The sequence below is a fragment of the Nocardia sp. NPDC003963 genome, from assembly GCF_053605105.1.
In genome coordinates this window covers 110887-130781 of record NZ_JBSGIP010000006.1, presented here as the reverse complement: position 1 = coordinate 130781, position 19895 = coordinate 110887, and the positions used below count along the sequence as shown (strand labels likewise).

Sequence of the window (19895 nt, the reverse complement as noted above, 5' to 3'; positions counted from 1 at the left end):
GGGTGAGTGGCGAGTCACGGACCACCTTGACTGCGGAGGTGGCCTTGGCGGAGCATATTGACCACGACGAGCAGGCTGACGAGGTCTATGTCGCCGCTGGCTTCATCGAACACCTCGATCCCTCGGGGAATACCACCGAGTTCCTCGGCTTCCCGCAGGAGTGCGGCGACTGGGTCCGGGTGCTCCGCGATGGTTTCAGACCATCTGCGGTAGATGTCGGCGAGCAGGTCACCGAATCCGGGATCGTCGGCGACCTTTCCGATCAAGTCGAACAGCGCATGCTCCAGGTGACGAGTCAGCGAGTCGACCGAAAGATGTGAATAGTCATGATCCCAGTAACCCACGGTGTGCACCAGCATTCCGTTCGGACCATCATCGGCAGGTCGGCCGGCACCAACATTGCACCCGGGTCCGGCAATCCGCGCTCCACGGTACCCCCAGACCGAGCGGCCTAGCCCCGCTGAAGCCACACCTACACGTTCGCAGATCGGTTGTCACAGGCCCGGAGCGTCAGTGCTGGTCTCGCTTCGGCCCGGCTCGAATCGCTCTGCCGCAGGGCCGGTCAGGATTAGGTCCGTCAGGTCACAGTTGCCGGTTGTCGATTCACAGAATGCCGCCAGCCCGTTGAGTTGTGGTGGCAACCGGGCTGGCGGCGGTAGTCGGGCAGAGTGCCAGAAGTGGCGGAATACTGCCGCGCTGCTAATTTTACTGCGCTGTGCGCTCGTCAGGACGGTTTTCGGGTGCTCGGCAATCCAGCCACGTAGAGGCAGCAGTAGTAGTGCGCCAGCAGTTGCCGATAGTTCCCTCCTCCGACGTGGGCAGACGGCCATATTCGCTCGATATGTGGGGCGTGGTGGTGGTGTGCTGTGCCTTCGCCGAGCCGGTTGAACCAGATCCCGGGGTCCTAGCCTCGGAGCACTTCCAGCTGGGTCGGCGGTTCACTGCTGCGGATGGGGAGTGGCGGCTGTCGTCGCCAGCGGCCTTCGGGGGTCATAGGACCTGCCATAGGCGAGCACGGTTGTTATCGCCACCTCGACGGCCGTGGAGGCAGCTTCGTACTCGACGGGGCCACCGGCATGGATCACCTCATTACGGCAGTCCGCCAGCAGCGGCAGATCGGGATGCGGATGGTAATGGGAGGTCTGCTTCTCAAGCCATTCCGATCGGCTCTTCAATCCTCGTCCCCGCTTCACGGGATAGTTCAGCCCGGTCTGTGATTCGACTTCAGCGATCTCGGCGATTAGGCACGACTCCACAGCGGTTGCCGCGTCGAGAACGGCCTTGCGGTGGTCACCTCGGATGAGCGCAGCACGGCTGTCGCGCCAGAGCTGATGCTCTACCGGTGGCTGTTCCCCGTCTGCCACCCGCTCGAGGATGGCCCGGAAGAACTCTGCGGGTATCGGAGTGTGGTGCGGGGTAGTCAGCCGGAAGCCACCGTCCTGCCACTGGCCGCTCCGCCACATTCGTAGGCCTGGCCCGTTCGTGTTGGCCGAGTAGGTGGGCTGGCGGTGATTGATGTCGTCGCCGGTGATCACCGAAGCCCAGTTTTCTACTTGGGCAAACCAATACGCGATCCAATTCGTGGCGTGGTAGAAGATCTTCTCGTCTTGCGCGTAGCCGGCCATCGGCGACAATCGATGCCCGTCTTCGCGCAACTCCAGCCCGATGCGGCGCAAGGCCGTTGCGTTGCGTGTCCCGCTGCTGGCGTATTTCGTCGTCCAGGGTGTGTCCGGCTCCCACGCCGAGGGCGGAACCCCGGGCAGGTCGGGAGACTGCAGCTCCGCATAGGTGCTCGTGCGGGGATCCGGCGGGGTGACAACCGTGGCGCGGACCGGGCCGATGTTGGTCTCGAAACGAGAACCCAGCACGTCATAGTCGACCCAGAGGTGATGCGGTAGTTCATATTCTGCGGGAACGATCAGCACGGCTTCCTCCAGCGTGTTGAGCTTCGCAACTCTCCAGCATATGAAGGCCTGCAAGTCGATTTGTAGGACACTCGTTGCCCTGGGCGCCCGGTCGGAGCGAGGCCACGGGTTGAGGTTAACCAGCGCCGAGAAATCCTGCCCGGGTTGGTACTTGCTCTCCTCAGCTCGTGGCCGGGCGCAGGAAGTGTCCTGCTACCCACACTTCGTCCTCGCCGTACTGCCAGGACCAGCGCTGTCCGTGTTCGCTCAGCCATTGTCCAAGAACAGTGACGATCTGTTCATGGTCTGCACGGTCGGTTGCGCTGTCGCCGGCCGTGCTCGATAACGAGACGAGGGCGTAGCCGTCGGGCTCACCGACCTCGTCTTCGGACGGGTACGGCCCACCCTCGGGCGCGAAGTGCACGCTGACCAGGGCCCGGGCACCCTGGTCAGACCGAGCTCGCAACAGGTGGATGTTGTCGATGTCGAACAGGCTCCAGGCCGCATCGCCAGGCAGCCCGACTGCGGAGCGAGCGGCGGCGAACAACTCGTAAGGGTCCACCGGATCCTGAACCATCACATGAGTCGAAATTCCCACGGTGCGCTCCGATTCCTTCAAGAGTTGTGCGGCATCGATCCAGCCCGCCGAGACTACCGCCCACCACCGACACACCGAGTTCAGCGCATCGGCATTGTCGGGCGTCGCTTTCACCGTGGAACGCCTTGGCCTGTCAGGCTGGTGAAGTCGAGTCGTTCGACGGGTATCTCGTACAGGTCGCCGTCGGCCATCGAGGCGAGCTCGTCCCAGGTGAGGGTGGTATCGGTGCCCGGAATGTGCCATCCCGGGGGCCCGAAAATCCAGGGGTCGTTGCCGTTGGTGTAGATGTCGTCGCCGTGGCGGACTCGGGCGACGTTGGCGGGTTCGGCGTCGCCGGGCAGGAACTGTCGCGGCGCTGTGGTGTAGGTGCGGAACTGCGCCACCGCTTCGGCGCTGCGGGTGATTGCCCGCCGGAACTCGTTGACGTTGCGCGCGGCCTGTTCGGTGTCGTCGGTGGTCGTGGCCTCGGCGAGCCAGTTCCAGTTGCTGTCGAGGGTGCGGAGAAGACTGCGCAGATCCAGGAGCGGTTCCGGCAACTCGCTGTCGTGCGGTGTGTAGCGGAAACGCTCGACCTCGTAGTACTCGTCGGTGCCGACGTGCCGGGCCGGCCGGGCGCGGTCTGTGTTGATGGCCTCTCGCGCGCACACGGTCCCGCACACCGCCCAGCGCGCCCCGGTGTCGTAGCGAGGCTTCTGTCCGAGCGTGCGTGGATAGCCCGGCTGTTCCCGATGCGGGTCGTGGCGGTCGAGTGCCTCACCGGTGCCGATGGTCCAGCGGCGCACGATCTTATGCGGCGGTTCCCCACACACCGCGCAGCTCTTCAAACGCAGATGTTCGAGGCGTCGTGATTCCCCGATACCGAATTCATCGTCGTCGGGCTCGTAATAGTCGTCGTAGCGGTCGCTGTGTGCTTCGGGGAGTCCCGGCGGATTCCAAGCCAGAGCCAGAGAGCGCAGGGTCGCCGGCAGGTGGGTCAGGGCGAGGTCGTGTTCGACGGTGGCCTCCATGACGATAGTGCGGACCGTGGTATGCGAGAGCCCGACGAGGTTGCCCAGCGAGCGATAGCTGTCGCCACCGCCGTCCCACGACGCGATCCGGCGCAGTAGCTCGTCACGTTCGCTGCGGTCAGCGCTCATCAGCCCTGCCACGATCTCCAGGTGATCACGTACTCGGGCACGCGCGGCATCACGCAACTCGGTCACGTACTCCACGCCGCCGTCGATCACGACCCGGTTCCCGGCCCGGCGGGGCGTGATCCGCTCCCGTACCTTGTCCACGACCGCGGGCAGCTCCTTGTCCGGCAGGTCGGCATCGACCAGCTGGACGAGCAATCTGCGGTCGGCGTCATCGATCTCGTGGATTTCGAGGATCGGCCAGTCGGCCAGCAGCTCGGACAGCCGGCGACCGATCTCGTCGCGGGCGGCCGCAGCGTCGGGCGCGAGACGCTGGTGCCAACCGTGTGGGGACTCGGTCACGGTCAAACCGTCCGCGACGTCGGCGGCCAAAGGGTCGATCTGTTCGGCCAGCATGGTGAAAAACTCGTCGTCGAGTACGACGCGCGGGATGGGCCAGCGCACCGTCCGTGCCCGCTCCTCATCTGTTCGCGCCGGGCCCTCACACCGAGCGGTCAGTACCGGGAGCTCTCCGGAATCCGGGTCGGGCACGAACAATTCGACGACCGCCGGCGGTGGCCGGTGCTCACCCGTCTCGAGGTCGAACCACTCCGGTGCGTGCTCACGGTCGGCGAAACGAAGATCCGGCCACAGCGCTTCCGGATCCGTCACACGCACCACACGCCGACTGAACACTCCGTCACATCGCATGGAAATAAGTGTTACACATTTCAAGCATTGGCGTGGTCGGTGGAAGAAAATTTTCCACACACTGGATTGACTGTGTCGCTGCCCTAACGGATCCGGACACGCATCGACGTGCTGCTGATGATCGCACCAGCCTCCGACATCGACGCCTGCGCCGGAGCTGGAGCAGAACAGCGGCTCGGCACCGGCGTAGGCGCGGAGTGGTCGGCCAGCGGAATCGCGAAACATGCAGCACGAGACCCGGACACTGTCGTAGCGCTGTGCTACCTTGACCGAACGCACCTCGATGAGGTGGCCAGCGCGCTCACCGGGCGCGAGAATCTCAACGACAACAAACCTCGTTCGGAGACGGCGTCGGCCTATCGGCCGGGGCCTGTGCTGTCGCATCCGAAATTCTGGTGGAGGTTCTTGTGACCGAATCTGTTGTCGCGCTGCGGAAAACTCTGCCCGACGGGCGATCCGCTGTTGTGTCCGTTTTGGCCGGCGGAAGCACAGTGGTGCACGTCGACGGGCAGGAGTACGGCAGTCACTGCGGCCCGCATCATGCGTTCTACCGGCAGCCGGGGACCCCGGACGAATATGTGGCCGCGATCGGGCGGGTGCTGCTCACCGCCCAAGAGGCCGAGCAAATCGAGACGGTGTGGGCCCAGGTCCGCAGTGAAGCGCCCCGCAACCTGCGCAGCGAACGCGCCGCCCTGGTCGACCAGGTCGCCGCCGCCGAGCACACCTGGTCGGCGCAGCACAACCAGCGCCTGGACGAGGGCGACTGGGCCGACCCCTTCGGCACCGACGAAGCCAACGAAGCGGCGATCGCCGCGGCCCGCACCGAACTGGCCGAATTCGACCGCCGCCACCCCGAACTCGTCGCCGACCTCGCGAGCGAACGTCGTGCGGCGCTGCTGCGCCGGATGTGGGACTGACTCGCCATGGACGAGACACTCCAGCGGATCCAGCCGTTCCACTGGCCCGAGCCCGGAGAAACAGGCGGCTGCCTCGCGCCAGGCTGCCCGCACCCTGTCCGGGCCCGCGGTATGTGCCGCCAACACTATGACGCCTGGTACAACCGGCAGAGGCTCGAACCCGCCTACCGCAGTTACGGCCGCCGCGGCTGCGACGAACCGGGTTGCGATAACCCGCACCGGGCCCGCGGCTACTGCTCACCGCACTACATGCAGCGGTACAAGGCCGGCGAGTTCTCCACCGCCGCATGACCGGGGAAAGTGTGAGTTCCCGGCCGCAATGGGTGCACGAGCGAGCGATCTGCCTGCCGCCGGTCCGGGGCGGGGTAGTGGAGCAGCCGGGAGGCGCGAGCGCTGGTGATGTCGTCAGGCCAGCTGGCCGATGGTCGTGTGTGGGTCATCATCGAAGGTTTCAGTGACCCGGCGGCAAGGTTTCAGTACCCAGGTCAGAGGCCACTTTCGCTCATGTTGAGCGTGCCTGGCGAGGGCGGCCAGCCTGTTGGCAGCGCGCCGAGTGTCGGCACTGCTGCGTCGGGCCCTCAGCCTGGGGGTGCCGGACCACCCACGCATGAGCACTGATCAGCTCGACCTCCTCGTCGAAGCGGTCACGGCGTTTCAGCACACCTCCGAGAACAGCGGTCGGCCAATCCGCCAGCCACCCCGGGTGCGGACCCTCGAATCCCGGCCAGTGCTGCGCGACTGCTTCGTTCAAGGTGGGCAGCTGTTCGGCGCCGGCCCACATCGGATCCGCGGCCAGGAACCGGACCCCGGCCACATCTGCTGATCATCGCCGCCGCGCACAGCGGGAACGCCAACCATGCGGCTTCGGGTGAGACGGCGATATTCCGTACTGGCGGCCACCGCTTGGGTCGGTGGGGATGGCAACAACTCCGTCAGTGCGGCTGCTGACCCACCGCCGAGTCTTTCTGACCGGAGCGCACTGTCACACAGGCCTGCCACAGCACGCCCCATACTCCATCGACCATCACCGGAGAGCGGGCGGATTGAGCCTGGACGAAGTTTGGCACCGCACGCGGAGTCAGCGTCCATACCTGGATGAATCGCTGGGCCAGCGGAATGGCTTCGGCAAAACGCGCGTTGGATGCCTTGGCCTCTGCCGTCGAGCTGGGGTTACCGAACCCTGCACTCGCCGCCTTATGTGCCTCGGCGTGGCCGGGCATTTCGGCCCCCTCACCGACCAGCAGAGTCATTTGTGGCACACCGCGATTGTCCCGGACGGCGGGCGGGCATTCCTGGCTCAACAGGCGAGCGAACGCGAACGCCAGATGAATGTTCGCGAGCCCGGAGTGCTGTTGGTTCAGTGTTTGCAGCACCGGCGCTGCCAAGGCGTTCGCGGCCCGCTTCGACGCCGTCGTCGGATCCTGCCGGTGCATATGCACATCGAGTAGTTCCTCGGCGACGGCTCCCACCGCCTGGTCGATCGAGCTCACGTTGTCCACCACATCACGCTACAAGGCCTGGTTGCGCCCGGAGAATCGATCAGCCGCTGCCGTAGCAGCTGAGTGCCGGGTCGACCGATGGACCGCAGAAGCATGGTGGTCACACCACCATGTAGGCGGTGAGAACCGCCATGAAAAGCGTCAGACTGGCCCCGAATCCGATCGCGCCGGCGCGCACGGTGGCGGGCACCGTGGCGCCGTCGGCCTTGGACAGGAACGCGGTCGCGGCGCCGACGATGACGGCGGTCAGCGCGATCGCGGTGAACAGCAGGGATTTGGTGGGGCCCGACATGGCGCGGTTCCGATCGAGAATCGTGGTGGTTGGGGCGGTCGGTCGCCATGGCGGCACGGCGACCAGCATGCGCGGGAGCATCACCGGTGATCCGGTGTGGCCGCGGTGCGGCCGACTACGGCATTGTTCCCGCCGGCACCAAGCGGAAAATATTGCCGCGCGGGACGTCCAGGATCGCGCCGGTGGCAATCTCGGGATGGCCTTGGCGGTCGGGGTCGACCCGGAACCCGATTCGACCACCACCGAGCGGCACCACCGCGCTGGGCCAGTAGATCGTGTCGGGGTTGACCACGCCCCGCACACAGCCGATGAGCGGCCACCCGCGGTCGACCACGTCCTGGGCGCTGCTGCGGCTGATGGGCCAGCTCGACACGATGGCATTGGCCCGCTGCTGCGGGCTCAGGCCGGCGGTGTTGCGGTGGTCGTAGCCGCCGTGGGTGCGGAACTTGTGGTGTGGCGGGGCGAGTTCCGATACCTGGGAGGGCACCAGCTCCAGGATCGAGACGCCGAGGTAGCCGAACGGCAGGGTGTGGCGGTAGGGGTGGCGGGCGACGAACTGGGCGAGTTCGGTGGTGTCGAGGCGGGCTCGGCGGCCGGTGCCGTGGTCGGTGAGGATGCCGGTTGCGCACAGGGTCCGGATCCAGCCACTCGGATCGGCGGGCACGTATCCGGTGCCGAGGCTGATGATCTCGGCGGCTTCGCCACTGGTCACGAGGGGCATGCCGCCAGCGTAGCGTAAGCGTGATAAGTAAACCAGATATGTAAACTTGATATGTACATCTTGATCACTTCGCCTACCCACTTCCACGCAGAGCTTCAGGATGACTTCCGCTAAGGAGTGTTAGCGACCTCAACCCCAGTGAATTGCTGACCCACGCCAGGCCTTTCGTGTTGTTGTAAGTAATAGGATCGGCAAGGCGCCGGCTGTGGGAATCGGTGGCCAGCATTACGCTCATCGAAAACGCGATCACACCGACTTAGGGGAGCCCGCTCGTGCCCGAAAACCTCCAGCCCGCACCACGTCCTGGGTCGGGCCTCGCGGACGGCGCCCAGCCCGAGGATGCGCTCCGCGCCGCAGATCGAGCTGAGCCCTCGAATTTCGAACGTCTCGTACATCTCGGCCGCTCGGACACGATGGCTCTCTTCACTGCGGCGCTGATCGAGGCATCCGAAAAAGTCGGTCATGGCGACGAATCCGCGGCGGCCCCAAACCCCTAGGGAGGGTCCTCAAAGCACTACCGACGAGCCAGTTCATCCCGCGCCCATACATTTCAGCGCCCAGGTCAGAGCGTTGTGCACTGAAATCTTCGATGAAATCCACACCCCTGATCAGTGCCCCGGTTCCGCCCGGCTTCCGCCGTCGGCGGCGGACGCGTGCGCCGCGGCGGCGGGGCGGCGGCGCCGCTGCTGTCGCACTACTACGGTTACCCGCCGATCCCGACTACACCTGAGACCGGACAGCAACCCTGGTCACTGTTGCCGCGTCGCCCGGTCGCATAGTTCGGTGGGCGAGCTGGAACTCACGGTCCTTCCGCTTGTTGGCGGTCGGCGTAGGTGAGGAATTCCGTCCAGGTCATGGACTCAATCGGTGCACCGTCGGGCACCACGGTCGGCTCGCCGTCGAACCCGTAGTCGACGCTCACGCCGGTGAACACCAGGACGCGACCGTCGTCGTCGCTGGGACGGTCCCGGCCCGATTCCTCGAAGTAGTCGATGAGCTGCTCGGGAGTCGACCAGCAGCTATAGCCACGTACACAATCCAGCCAACCGGTGCCGTCGCAGAGGGCGCAGCCGACCCGCAGGCACCCGTCACCGTCGCACGACCGGCAGCGCACGGCATTGTCGGCGGTGTCGCGGTAGCCGGTGCCCGCACACGGTCGGCACTCGCGGAGCTCGCCCTGATCGACGCCGTCGCACCCGCAGCGTGTCTGCGCGCCGTCGGCGGAACGCACCGAGCCCCACAGCGCCGACCACGCGTTCTCGGCACAGAATTCGGGGCAGTCACGCCAGTGCATGCGGTAGAAGACATCGCTCATCGCCGGACTCCGATCCAACCAACAGATGGGGAGTTCCCTCGACAGGGGCGATGAGTGAGCTTCACCCTATCAGCCGCCGACCGGTGAATACCTCTGCTGCCCGGCGGGAATCGCCGTCCCTGCCGGCCGGCCTCCCGCCGGGAAGCCGCACCGGGAAGCCGGGGAAACGGGCGCTGACCTGGACAGGAGTGCCGACCCGGGGTGTCACATCGCTCGCCGGCGCCCCGGGCCGAGCCCGCCACAATGTGAAACATTCACGTTTCGCCGTGGTGTCCCGATTCCGAGATCGGGTTTCAGGTCGGAGTCCGCTAATGTCGAATAACGGACTGCAAACGCGCAGATCCCCTGCTCGCGCGTGCTTTTCACACACACACACACACGACGCACGCACGCACGCACGACCACACGCGCCACGACGCACGCACGTTAGAATCGACCCGGCCACCAGGGGTAAACGTCGGTGGCCGGGTCTACGCTCACCGAAACACCAGCTCACCGACCCCGAGGGGCCCGCCCGTGCCCGAGAACCGTTTACCCGCAGCCGTGCCAGCCGATCCCGGCCCGGTGGCCGTCGGCGCGCTCCGGCACGTCGGCGCGGAGCCGGCCGCGCACTCGATCCTCGACGACCTCGCCCGTCCCGGTCGATCCGACCCCCGACGCCGGACCGATCCGGACGGGCAGGGCACCATCATTGTCGCACCCGGTGACCGTCACGGTGACGAATCCGCCTCGGCCCCAACCTCGAAGCGTGACCGGCCGTGACCGGCGACGGTGCCGACCTCGGCGTCCCTCAGCGCGGACCGGACGCCGCCGCAGCCGCGGAGCGGGCGGCCCGCGCGCTGCGCGCCGGCCTGGTCTACCGCGAGCGCGCCGAGATCGCCCGCGCGGTCACCCGTGCCGCCGCCACCGCGCACGCGGTCGGGATGCCGCTGGGCATGTGGTGTGCCAACGGCGACTACGCGACATTCTCCGAGCAGGTCCGCACCGACGCCGGGGCCCGCGCGCTGGCCGAACTCGACACCGCCCTGGCCGAACTCGCCGCGGCCCGCGCGCGGCTGGCCGCCGCGGTCGCCCGCGACGAGCGGTACCCGGCCGAACCCACCGACTGACACCCCCTGGTGCCGCGGCACCGCGAAGGAGACCACCCGATGCCCACCCGCCCTGCCCTCGACGGGGAAGCCGCCGTCGCCGCACACTGGCCGGTCGACGGCCCGCACTCCGGCGATGCCCTCGGTGAGGCGATGCTCGCCTTGCAGCACCTGATCCGCTACGCCAACCACGCCACCCTCGACGCCCCGGCCCGCGCCGTTCCCGAACCCCAGGACGCGGCCACGATCGTGCGGCGCCTCGGCGATATGCTCGGCGGGTTGCCGCAGTTGTGCGACCAACTCGCCCACCGCGCCGAGCGCTTCGCCGCCGACCCGGCGTTGTGTGCCGCCGACACCGTCGCCCACGCGCCCGGTGTGCAGGCCGCGATCGCCGCCGAAGCCCTGCGTGAGCTCGCCGCCGCGACCGCCCGGCTGCGTGACCTCGCCCGGGCGGCGGCCTCCCCCCTGGACACCCTCTGGCTCGACCCCGACCAGCCCTGACCGGGGCCCACCGTACCGCTGCTATCAGAAAGAGCCCCATGACCACCGTCTCCACCGAGGACCTGTACCGCCGTCTCACCGCCGCAGCTGCCCTGGGCGGCAGAACGTTCCACGCCGGCGCGATCGAGATGCTGAACTTCACGGGCCTGCTCGACCGCGCCGATATCCGCCGATACATCGAGACCGAGACCGTGCCCGACCGGGAGGACATCGACCTCGACGGCGCTTGGGTCGACTGGGCCGGGTTGGCCCGCGCGGTGCAGAACGAGGAGATCGGCGGGCTCTATGGCGGGCAGGACCGGCTGCTGCGGCTGGCGCTGAGCATCGCCCACGGCACCTTGGTGGATCTGCAAGCGTCGCTGGCCGGGCTCGGGCACGCGCACGCCCGTGCGGTGCTGACGGCGATGGTGGCGCCCCTGGGCCTGGCCGGCGACGTCGAGATCACCGACACCCCGGCCTATCTCGCACGCAAACGCGCCGACGACGAGGCGCTGCGCCAGATCCTGGGCGAGCGCGGCCCGGACTCCGACGACACCGCCCCGAGGAGCTGACCGATGCCCCCCACCGAGGACCCATCGATCCCTGACCCGCTGTATATCCCGGACGAGCGGGATTTCCCCGATCCGTTCGCCCCGCCCACCGACGAGAAGCGCGCCGCGTACCGCACCTCCCTGCTGTCGCGTGCCCGCACGGTGCGCGCGCACGGTTGGGACGACTACCGCTGGACCTGGAGCGGCGGCGAAGTCGCCGCGGTCGCACTGCTGCTCGACGACCACGACATGCTGGCCGACTGCGACGAGACCCGAGACAGCGTGTTGCGTCGCTGTGCCTACGACCTCTACGGGATCCACGGCGGCCGCGACGACGAACAGGACGGCTGCCCGCAGACCGCCGCCTTCTTCGGTGAGGCCGCCGCCGAACTCACCCGCGAGACCGGGTGACCACTGCCCCACGGAGCGCTGTCGGAACCGGGCGTCGAGGGGGCGGCCGACCCGTCGCGCCTGGCATGTCACCACGCTACAAGTCCGGTAGGCGACGTGGCGGTGCGCGCACGGTAGCGCCGAGCCAGTGAACAGCCGAGCCAGTGCACAATACGGTCGAGTTCTGTCGGTCCGTGGTGGTGCAATGTGGCTATGACGATGATCGACGAGGAGTGGTTCCGGACGCTCGACCGCTTCGGCAAGGTCGGTTCCCGTCATCATGTCGTTCCGAAGTTCTTGTTGCAGAAGTGGGCCGACTCGAACGAACGGGTGTGGGCGAAGTCGAAGCACGACCGCATCGAGGGCGTCCGCAACGTCCGTGATCTCGCGATCACGGACTTCTACACGTTCCTCGCCGATGACGATCAGCTCGATGCACGCATGGAAGAGGTCCTGAGCGTCGTCGAAGAGCACGCCGCCGCGGTGTTGAGGCGGATGAACAACCCGCTCACCACGCAGACCGTTTTGACTCCCCGGGAGTTCGGTGAGTTGGTCGACTTTGTTGCCTTTCAGATGACGCGTAGTCCCCGGCGGCGGCGTGAGTACGAGTTGATGGCTGATTGGTCGGGCAAGACGATGGCGGCCGGTACGTTGGCGGCGAAGGTCAGCGAGGACGAGCTGCGCACGCTCGAGTTCGTACCCCATCAGAACGAGCACATCGGTTACATGCAGGAGACCACCGAGCCGCTCGCCCAGGAGCTGTCCGGCCGGCCGGTGGCTTTGGTGACCATCGACCGCCCGTTGTTCCTCATCGGCGACGAGCCGGTCATTGTGAATATCGTCGGTGACCATGTCCAGCACCTGCCCGATTGCTCGATGACCGAGGAGCAGTTCCGGCACAAGCTCGAGCGTGCCGCCAAGAAGAGGGGTCGACGGCGCCGCGAGGTTCGCCGCACCCTGCACATGTATCCGACCCAGCCCCGCGGCATCACGAAGGCCGTCGAAATCGTCATGCCGATCTCGCCTCGCACGCTGCTGGTGTTGGGGCCCGCCGCGGAATGGGACGGTGTCGTGGTGCGCGACCATATTTGTGGGGCCGAGGCCGACGAGCTGGCCGCCGAGATCAACTACCGCATCGCCGAGTACTCCCTCGACATGATCGTCGGCCGCATCGACGACCCGGTGTTCCGGGCTTTTGCAATCCCAGAACCCACGCCGATCCTGAATATCTGCGGGGCCACCGGTGCCGCGAAGGACGTCGTGGCCTCGGTCCCGGTGCGGCTGCGGCCCCGACGCCTGGACCGCCGCTCCGGCCGTTCCGGTGCGGAGGATGTCGGGGGCACTCCCGGCTCGCAGTAACCATATTCCTCACTGACCAGGCGGCGGGCCCCCTTGGAGATCGCTACGCGCGCCGCGCTTGCTGAGGTTCGGCCGGGACTGCCTACCCACGCGGAGCACTCACCCGTATCGGCACGGCGCGCGATCCTTCACCGGTGATTACCGCTGCGCCGGACCGTACCGGGGGCAGCCGCGACGGCGTGGATGCCCTGGCCGGCATCTGCTTTTCGCCGCGGCTCGGGCGGCGGTGACGGTGGCGGTCACGACTCGCCCTCGATGACACGCAGCCGCGGTGGCAGCTCGAGGCCGAAGGCGTCGAAGGCGGCGCGGTCGAGGTGCAGCTGCCGCTGTGCCGAGCCCTCGCGGCAGGACTGTGGCAGGTCCCGGCATACCAGGAACGTGCCGCCTGTTGCCGGGTCGGTCAGGATCTGGATGTCGCGGTCGCGCAGCGCTTCCCAGTCCCGCCCGGGGTAGCCCTGGTGGTCGTGCCCGCACGTCGCGCAGATCGGCGGTGTCCAGCCGTGGTCGTCGAGCAGCGCAGCCAAGGCGCGGGCCTCGCTCGCCCGGGGCGTGGTGGCGAAGCCGCACGAGCACACCGCGCGGACCCTACGGCCCGAGGGGAGATAGCCCCACGGGAGATGGACGGCGGGCGTCACATCGGCTGTCCGATCAACCATCGGGACTACGTCCTTCTCTCCACTGAGTATCGGGGGTTCGCGGCCCGCCGCTGATCATCCGAGACCGGCGGTCCACGCCGGCGGTTCCTCGCTCGTGGGGTGCGAGGTCGCGCCGCCGCGCCAGAACAGTGCCAGATGGGCACACGTGCGGTCGGGTGTGGTGTCGGCATAGTCCTCGCCGCTGGTTTCGGTGACCAGCAGCCAGAACGATTTCGCGGTGGGTCTGTGGCGGCTGGTCTGCCAGCTGTAGCCAGGGAGCTGGTCGCGCAGGTAGCCCAGCGCACCGGTGGCGATTCCGCGACCCCACAGGTTCTTCTGCACATCGATGTTGCCGATGAAACCGATCCGGCACTCGTGACAGACCAGATAGTTGAGCTTTCCGACCGGGCCGCCGGGCTGGTCCCGGTGCCAGAAAGTGATCGACCGGAAGTCGGTGGCCCGGCCCGCAGTGACCGGCGGGCCGTAATGCTCGTACCGGACCGCGCGGCGCGTCCGCCGCCGCGCCCGGATGCGGCGCGGATCCAGTTTCCGTAGCCACGGGTGCGCCGGCACCTCCACTACGCACTGAACCTGAGCGCATCCCCGACATCGCCCGCGGCAGGTATCATCCTCTAGAGTCTAGAAGCGAGACATCATGTAGCACACTCATTTTCGCGTCCAAAAACCCATATGAGTGGCAGCATGGCGGAATGAGCGAATCGCGCCAGCAACGTCGTGCCCGAGAGCGCGCTGAGCAGAAAGCAGCTTCCCGGCCCGGACCGAACCATTCGTCACCACCCGCCGAGCCGACCGTTGCCAAACGACCGCGGGTGATCGACGCCGAATTGTGGCGCAACATCGATGATTCACCCCCTGCACCGGGCGAGCCCCCGGAATGGGTCGACTGGTCCTGCGAATACGGGCTGCGCGACGAGAGCGTGGGCGTAGACGATCACGGCAACCCCGACCTGGCAGACGTCGTACAAGGCGTCCTCGACTACGCCCGGCAGTGGTCGGACCGCTACGACATCACCATCGAGTGGATCATCAACGGGGACCCGCCCGCCGGCGGAACGGTCGAAGACGCTATCGCAGCCCTCGATATCGAGCTCCCGACCCGGATCCCGGACTGACCCGGCTATCGGCTGACGTGGCCGAGCCGTGCCGTGAGTTCATCAACACCCACGGTCCATGTGCCGCGTTTGGCGTCGACGTCATCGAGTCGGCGGTGGGTGCCGTCCTTGCTCGGCTTGAGGTAGCGCTGCAAGATCCGGCGGTCTTCGTGTCCGGGCAGGTTCATCAGATCGGCTTCTGGTGGCGCCGTCCTCCCCGGCGTGGGTGAGCCGGGATGCCGCAGTTCGTGCAGGTCCCATCCGCCAGTAGCCGCGGCGAGATGCCGTTCTGCGGCGCGGTAGCTCATCCACCGACGTCGTGTGACCAGGTCGATGTCGGCGGCCACGGCGGTGCCGTCGTCGGGAGCGACCCGCCGGGACAGGTATACAGGTCCGGTTCGGCCCCCGACCAGCAGCTGGCTGAGCAGCCTGGCGGTGCGGATGTCGTTATCTCTGACAACCGCTGACACCGTTGATGACGAAGCGTTCGGCGCCATGCGCTCACCTGGAAAACGTGCAGGTTGTGGACCTACGCGGATCGCCCGGCCACTGACATCGTCGTGACGAGGCCTCCTGACCCCCAGTGACGAACCCGCAGGTCAGCCACTGACATTCCGGTGACGAGTCGCACGTGCGGGCGCCGGTGTCGCCGGTGCCGAAAGCCTTGAGCCGCGGACCGGGCCCGCGCCTCGATCACAATCTGATCCATTTGCCCTGCGACGGTCCGGGCCACCGGCTGGCTCCCGGTGGCAGAATGATTGAACAGCCCAGGACATACGTGGATGGAGCGACATGAGTCGACAGGTCGAATACCTCTGCCAAACCGCCGGAGGCACGGTCATATACGTCAGCTCCGAAGGGAACTACGACTCGTTTCGCCTGTGGCGTGGTGACGGCAGAGCGATGCGCGAAGAACGAATCGTCAATGTCGAACGACTGCGTGATGGTGGTACCACGTTCATCGAGACTGAGACCGGAGTGTTCTGGTCTCCCTCCCCACTACAGCGCGGCACGCCCCCGTGCTGGGTCGACCCCGACGATCTGCCATCAATATGGGACGGTCAAAGCGCGAGGGAAGAGCAGAATCTAACGAAACTCAACCCCGCGGACTTCGACATCACCGACACAGGCGACGAAGCGGTAGTGGTCCGCAGGAACCAATAAGCCAAAACTCCGCCTTGCACACGCCGCCATCAGCTCGCCGGCTAGAAATGGATCGCGAGCTCGAAGTCACGGCACTGACTGCTCGGGCCAAGACCCTTGCCCTGGTGAACCTTCTGTAGAAACACTCCGACCGTGGCGGCGTCCTCTGCCGGGAGCTCGGCCTCTCGGCATCCTGCTGACTCGAACACCTGCGGTGAGACTCCGAACAGAACCCAGTGCGTCGGCTCGTACATCATGCTGGCCTTGATCCTGGACTCCTCGGGTCCGCTTCATCGCGCTACCGGACGGCTGGGCATTGCGAGCCAAGCACTCGGCGGTCTTCGAGATATTCTGCGGGGACGCAGATCACCCACCGACATCCGGCCGGAACTCTCACAGGAGAATGACGACGTTCGCCGCGTCGTGGGCCCGACCCTGGGTTATGCTGGGTGAGCAGGTGTGATGTGCGTGGCACGGCCCCGTCGACCTGCCGGCCCAGTTCACCCGGGCCCACGAAATCCGCTGATCAGAGGCCCGTTTTCGGCCGTTTCTGCGTGTCCTACCCACTCACATTGATATTTTGGGTTTTAGTGAACGATAAGGGTGCATTATCGTTGACTAAAGGGGTTAAATCCCAGCTCACACACTCTTTTTCGGTTACAATTTCTCCGTGACCAGCAACGATACTCCGATGTCGGTGCTGGCCGCTACGCTTCTCCCCACGTCGCCGAGTCGGCGCAGGAGCACAACCACGCAGGCCCTGCGGGGGGCAACTCCCTGCAGGCGTGGGTTCGACCAGGAAGGCAACCGGAGTGCAGGTACCCGACTACGTGGTGAACCCCGAGGCCGGGGTGCCCGAAGCCGCGGAAACACTGTCGGCGCAGACGATCACCATGGCCGGCGAGGCGATGATCGCGCTCGTGCAGCACGGCACGGTGACCGTGGTCGGCGACGACGGATCGCTACTCGCGGCCGACCTGCTCGACCGCGCGGTCCGCGCCGCCGGTGCCCGGCCGTTGCGCCACGACCTCGATCTGTCCGGGCCGCCCGGCGCCGGCTGGCACGCGGTGCTGACCGCCGACGATCACCTGACCATCACCGCACCCGACGGCAGTGCCCTCTACACCGGCACCCTGCCGACCGGCCGGGAGTGGCGTGACCGGGCCCGGCGCTCCCAGCGGCGCCGCGGCGGGATCGTCGTGGTCGGCGGGATCCGCGGCGCCCTCGACGATCTCGTTCCCGCGATCGTCGAGGACCGCGCGTACTGGATCCGCTGCCCTGCCGACCTGCGCCACCGGCCGAGGGCAACCTCCCGATGACCGGCCGTCACGGCGCGCGGCCGCGCACACCGGATCGCGCCGACACGGCAGACCACGACGGCGCGGTGGAGGTGCGGTTCTCCGGCGAGCCCGCCGATATCACCGCGCTGCTCGACACTCTCGCCGCCGCCGGCATCGAACTCACCGGGACCAGCCGCCCGTATCCGAACCAGCGCGGCACCCGCGTGCGGGTCTACACCCGGGCCTGCGCCGAGATGCGCGAGGGCTCGGCCGCCCCGGAACCCGCCCCGCCGTGCGGCGCACCGGTCGCCGGGGCCGAGCGCGAGGTCGGCACGTCGTGAACGTGCCGCCCGGTCAGCAAGCTCCGGCGCGCAACCGAGTCCATCCTCACCAGAAAGGTCTGTCACAGTGACAGAACACGGGCAGGTGCCAGTATCCGCCGATCCCGCGGTTCCCGGCCCCGATTCCGGGATCCGGCGCACCGGCACCGGGACCGCGCTACGTGCGGTGACCGCCGAGGAGCGAGCGGACGACGACCTGCTCACCGCCGACCATCGTCGGCTGGTCGATGCGCTGCTGGCAGACGGGACCGCGGCGAACACCACCCGCACCTACCACTCGCCGGTCATGCGATTTGGCGAGTGGTGCACCGAGCACGGGTATCAGGCGCTGCCCGCGGATCCGGACACGATCGCGGCGTTCCTCGCCGAAGCCGAAGCCCTGCGCGATGAGCGCGATGAGGATCTCTACCGGTATCCGACCTCGACATTGGGGGTGTGGTCCGCCGCGATCCGTGACACCCACCTCGACGCCGGATACCCCGATCCCACCACCGCGCCGGTGGTGCGGAAGGCCTTGGCCTCGATCGATCAGCACCGCACCGACGCCGGCCAAGAAGCCCGACCCGCCAGTCCGCTGCTCGCCGGCGATGTGCGCACGCTCGTCGACTCCATCACCGCTCATGCGGCCGAAAATGATTGGAAGGCACAGGTTGCCGCGCGCCGGGATACCGCGCTGATCGTGTGCGGGTTCTACTCCGGGCGCCGCCGCTCCGAGATCGCCGCTATCCAGTTCCGCGACCTGACCATTGTCGCCGACGAAGATGATCCTGATCAGAAATGGATCCAGATGCGGATCCGCGGATCCAAGACCTCCCGGACCACGATGGAATACGTCTTCCTGCCGCGCAGCGACGATCCCCGGTACTGCCCGTGGTGCACCCTGCTCGACTGGCTCGACCTGCTGGCCGTCCACGACACCGCGGTCGCCGCCGCGGATCGACGGAAAGAACCTGTCGTCAACCAGATCCGAGAGTCCCGCAAGGGCGTCATCGAACTGCTGGCCGAGCTCGAGCAACGCGATCCCGGCGTCCACCACTGCCAGCGCGAGCTGCCGACACAGCAGCGCGCGAAGGCCGCGGTGTGGCGGGGCTTGGCCAAGGCCACCCGCAACCTGCCGGCCGACACCGGCCGTCCGATCGCCGATCAGACGATCAAGGACGTCTTGAAAAGACGCTGCGAGCAGGCAGGTTTCGCGCCCGAGCGCATCGCACTCATCGCCGGGCACTCCCTGCGGGGCGGGTTCGTCACGCAACTGCGCCGCGATGGTGTACCGGTCCCGGACATCATGCGCCAGACCGGGCACAAACGCGTCGAGACCGTGCTGCGCTACGACCAGAACCCCGGCTACCGCAACAACGCGGCCAACAAGATCCCCCTATGACCACCCCGAACCCCAACCCGGGCGATCTGCCCGACCGGTACCGGTCCGCCTGGGAAGAGTTCGACGACTGGTGCACCGCCCGGCACCTGCCGTCCTGGCCCGCACCACCCGGCGTAGTCGTGGCCTACCTGGTTGCCAACCCGAAAAGCCCAGCAACCCAACGCGGCCGGGTCACCGCGATCAACGCCGCGCACCGGCGCGCCGGACTACCTGCGCCCGGCCGCGCCGAAGCGGTCCGCGAACTCTACAACCCGGCCCGCGCCGCCCGCCGGGCCCGCACCCGCACCGCCGTCGATGCCGTGCTCACCGAACTCCCGGTGAGCGGCTGGGTCCGCGGCCTGTTTGGACGCCGCGACGCTGTCCTGCTCACTCTCGCCGCCGCTGGGTTGTCGTTCCCGCGGCTGGCCGGGTTGCGTCAGGAACAGATCCAGGTCACCGACACCGCGGTGATCGTCGACGACGGCATGCTGGTCCTGCCGGCCCGGCCGGACGAGTCGTTGCTGTGCCCGGTCCAGATCCTGCGCCGCTGGGCCGCGGTCACCAACCTCGCCCCCCGCGGCTACGGACACGCGATCCTTGCCGAACAACTCACCGAGAACACCCTTGCTCCAGCCGATTTCGACTCCCGATGGGCCACGCAGCCGCTACTCACCGCTTTCGACGCCTACGGCTATCCCGCCGGACACGCCCCGATCGGACGGCTTCACCCACTACACCCCACCACGGCCGCCGCCATCGCCGCCGCGCACCTGTCGGGAAACCCGCGGCGCCACCGCAACCGTCCCCGCACGGCGCCGGTCCCGGAGCAGGTGCCCGCGCCGCCGGTGGTCGAACCGATCGACCTCGACCCTGGCTACTACGACCGAGGGGTCGCCGCCCGCTGGCGTGACCGGCCGGCCCACGACGAACTCGACGATCTGCTCGACGCGCTGGAGGTCAAAATCCGGGAAACCACCGCCGCCAGCGCGTCATTGCTCGACGACCTTGCCTGACCATTGAAGTAGATCCCCGCGATCGCGGGGAGCTCAAGCTGCGAGGACGTCGCTGCCGGGCGAGAGCTGGTAGT

General features: G+C 67.3%; 25 protein-coding genes. 14 read left to right on the top strand and 11 right to left on the bottom strand.

The features are described 5' to 3' along the window. Window positions 1–14 precede the first annotated feature (14 nt). From ACWEWT_RS15415 to ACWEWT_RS15400, 4 genes are all read right to left on the bottom strand, one after another. Entirely contained in the window at window positions 15–359 is a 345-nt protein-coding gene (locus ACWEWT_RS15415) for a hypothetical protein (RefSeq protein WP_452559400.1), read from the bottom strand. A gap of 579 nt (window positions 360–938) precedes the next feature. Then, window positions 939–1925: a hypothetical protein gene (locus ACWEWT_RS15410; RefSeq protein ID WP_452559399.1), complete on the bottom strand. Its 987-nt coding sequence runs from the start codon at window positions 1923–1925 to the stop codon at window positions 939–941. A gap of 160 nt (window positions 1926–2085) precedes the next feature. After that, a complete protein-coding gene (locus ACWEWT_RS15405; protein ID WP_452559397.1) occupies window positions 2086–2616 on the bottom strand; it encodes a hypothetical protein in 531 nt (176 codons plus the stop codon). Then, window positions 2613–4286 carry a hypothetical protein gene (locus ACWEWT_RS15400; protein ID WP_452559395.1) on the bottom strand — a complete coding sequence of 558 codons (1674 nt, stop codon included), beginning with the start codon at window positions 4284–4286 and terminating at the stop codon, window positions 2613–2615. Before ACWEWT_RS15400 ends, ACWEWT_RS15405 begins: the two co-directional genes overlap by 4 nt. Window positions 4287–4433: 147 nt before the next feature. Between ACWEWT_RS15400 and ACWEWT_RS15395 the strand changes: the two genes are divergently transcribed. The 3 genes from ACWEWT_RS15395 to ACWEWT_RS15385 are packed head-to-tail and all read left to right on the top strand — an operon-like array spanning window position 4434 to window position 5533. Beyond that, a complete protein-coding gene (locus ACWEWT_RS15395) occupies window positions 4434–4736 on the top strand; it encodes a hypothetical protein (RefSeq protein ID WP_452559393.1) in 303 nt (100 codons plus the stop codon). Further along, window positions 4733–5242, top strand: a complete 510-nt coding sequence (locus ACWEWT_RS15390; RefSeq protein ID WP_452559391.1) for a hypothetical protein — start codon at window positions 4733–4735, stop codon at window positions 5240–5242. The genes ACWEWT_RS15395 and ACWEWT_RS15390 overlap by 4 nt, the downstream gene beginning before the upstream one ends. A gap of 6 nt (window positions 5243–5248) precedes the next feature. Continuing rightward, complete coding sequence (locus ACWEWT_RS15385) at window positions 5249–5533, top strand: hypothetical protein (protein WP_452559390.1); 285 nt, start codon at window positions 5249–5251, stop codon at window positions 5531–5533. 641 nt (window positions 5534–6174) lie between these two features. Here ACWEWT_RS15385 and ACWEWT_RS15380 read toward each other — a convergent pair. The 4 genes from ACWEWT_RS15380 to ACWEWT_RS15365 form a co-directional block, all read right to left on the bottom strand. Beyond that, window positions 6175–6741, bottom strand: coding sequence for a hypothetical protein (locus ACWEWT_RS15380; protein ID WP_452559388.1), 567 nt, complete (start codon window positions 6739–6741; stop codon window positions 6175–6177). A gap of 100 nt (window positions 6742–6841) precedes the next feature. Next, the gene (locus ACWEWT_RS15375; RefSeq protein ID WP_452559387.1) at window positions 6842–7033 is read right to left on the bottom strand and encodes a hypothetical protein; all 192 of its coding nucleotides are present in this window, start codon (window positions 7031–7033) and stop codon (window positions 6842–6844) included. A 115-nt stretch (window positions 7034–7148) separates the two neighbouring features. Next, window positions 7149–7754, bottom strand: a complete 606-nt coding sequence (locus tag ACWEWT_RS15370; protein WP_452559385.1) for a hypothetical protein — start codon at window positions 7752–7754, stop codon at window positions 7149–7151. Between the two features lie 799 nt (window positions 7755–8553). Further along, window positions 8554–9069 carry a hypothetical protein gene (locus ACWEWT_RS15365; RefSeq protein WP_452559383.1) on the bottom strand — a complete coding sequence of 172 codons (516 nt, stop codon included), beginning with the start codon at window positions 9067–9069 and terminating at the stop codon, window positions 8554–8556. Between the two features lie 758 nt (window positions 9070–9827). Here ACWEWT_RS15365 and ACWEWT_RS15360 point away from each other — a divergent pair. The 5 genes from ACWEWT_RS15360 (at window position 9828) to ACWEWT_RS15340 (ending at window position 12937) form a co-directional block, all read left to right on the top strand. Continuing rightward, window positions 9828–10178 carry a hypothetical protein gene (locus ACWEWT_RS15360; RefSeq protein ID WP_452559381.1) on the top strand — a complete coding sequence of 117 codons (351 nt, stop codon included), beginning with the start codon at window positions 9828–9830 and terminating at the stop codon, window positions 10176–10178. A 39-nt stretch (window positions 10179–10217) separates the two neighbouring features. Then, complete coding sequence (locus ACWEWT_RS15355) at window positions 10218–10658, top strand: hypothetical protein (RefSeq protein WP_452559379.1); 441 nt, start codon at window positions 10218–10220, stop codon at window positions 10656–10658. Between the two features lie 38 nt (window positions 10659–10696). Further along, window positions 10697–11209: a hypothetical protein gene (locus ACWEWT_RS15350; protein ID WP_452559377.1), complete on the top strand. Its 513-nt coding sequence runs from the start codon at window positions 10697–10699 to the stop codon at window positions 11207–11209. Between the two features lie 3 nt (window positions 11210–11212). Further along, the gene (locus ACWEWT_RS15345; protein WP_452559375.1) at window positions 11213–11599 is read left to right on the top strand and encodes a hypothetical protein; all 387 of its coding nucleotides are present in this window, start codon (window positions 11213–11215) and stop codon (window positions 11597–11599) included. A gap of 192 nt (window positions 11600–11791) precedes the next feature. Beyond that, window positions 11792–12937 (top strand): DUF4238 domain-containing protein, encoded by a 1146-nt coding sequence (locus ACWEWT_RS15340; RefSeq protein ID WP_452559373.1) that lies wholly within the window; start codon window positions 11792–11794, stop codon window positions 12935–12937. A gap of 239 nt (window positions 12938–13176) precedes the next feature. Here ACWEWT_RS15340 and ACWEWT_RS15335 read toward each other — a convergent pair whose 3' ends face one another. Both ACWEWT_RS15335 and ACWEWT_RS15330 read right to left on the bottom strand, forming a co-directional pair. Next, window positions 13177–13593 (bottom strand): hypothetical protein, encoded by a 417-nt coding sequence (locus ACWEWT_RS15335; protein WP_452559371.1) that lies wholly within the window; start codon window positions 13591–13593, stop codon window positions 13177–13179. A gap of 54 nt (window positions 13594–13647) precedes the next feature. Continuing rightward, a complete protein-coding gene (locus ACWEWT_RS15330; RefSeq protein ID WP_452559369.1) occupies window positions 13648–14145 on the bottom strand; it encodes a hypothetical protein in 498 nt (165 codons plus the stop codon). Window positions 14146–14282: 137 nt separating this feature from the next. On the opposite strand from ACWEWT_RS15330, the gene ACWEWT_RS15325 reads away from it, so the two are divergent. Further along, window positions 14283–14705: a hypothetical protein gene (locus tag ACWEWT_RS15325; RefSeq protein ID WP_452559367.1), complete on the top strand. Its 423-nt coding sequence runs from the start codon at window positions 14283–14285 to the stop codon at window positions 14703–14705. A 5-nt stretch (window positions 14706–14710) separates the two neighbouring features. Here ACWEWT_RS15325 and ACWEWT_RS15320 read toward each other — a convergent pair whose 3' ends face one another. Further along, on the bottom strand, window positions 14711–15181 hold the full coding sequence (locus ACWEWT_RS15320) for a hypothetical protein (RefSeq protein WP_452559365.1): 471 nt from the start codon (window positions 15179–15181) through the stop codon (window positions 14711–14713). 295 nt (window positions 15182–15476) lie between these two features. On the opposite strand from ACWEWT_RS15320, the gene ACWEWT_RS15315 reads away from it, so the two are divergent. From ACWEWT_RS15315 to ACWEWT_RS15295, 5 genes are all read left to right on the top strand, one after another. Continuing rightward, window positions 15477–15848, top strand: coding sequence for a hypothetical protein (locus ACWEWT_RS15315; RefSeq protein WP_452559363.1), 372 nt, complete (start codon window positions 15477–15479; stop codon window positions 15846–15848). A gap of 791 nt (window positions 15849–16639) precedes the next feature. Continuing rightward, window positions 16640–17146, top strand: a complete 507-nt coding sequence (locus tag ACWEWT_RS15310) for a hypothetical protein (protein ID WP_452559362.1) — start codon at window positions 16640–16642, stop codon at window positions 17144–17146. Then, window positions 17143–17448, top strand: coding sequence for a hypothetical protein (locus ACWEWT_RS15305; RefSeq protein ID WP_452559360.1), 306 nt, complete (start codon window positions 17143–17145; stop codon window positions 17446–17448). Before ACWEWT_RS15310 ends, ACWEWT_RS15305 begins: the two co-directional genes overlap by 4 nt. 67 nt (window positions 17449–17515) lie before the next feature. Beyond that, window positions 17516–18829, top strand: a complete 1314-nt coding sequence (locus ACWEWT_RS15300) for a tyrosine-type recombinase/integrase (protein WP_452559358.1) — start codon at window positions 17516–17518, stop codon at window positions 18827–18829. Continuing rightward, entirely contained in the window at window positions 18826–19821 is a 996-nt protein-coding gene (locus ACWEWT_RS15295) for a recombinase (protein WP_452559356.1), read from the top strand. The genes ACWEWT_RS15300 and ACWEWT_RS15295 overlap by 4 nt, the downstream gene beginning before the upstream one ends. The last annotated feature ends 74 nt before the right edge of the window (window positions 19822–19895 follow it).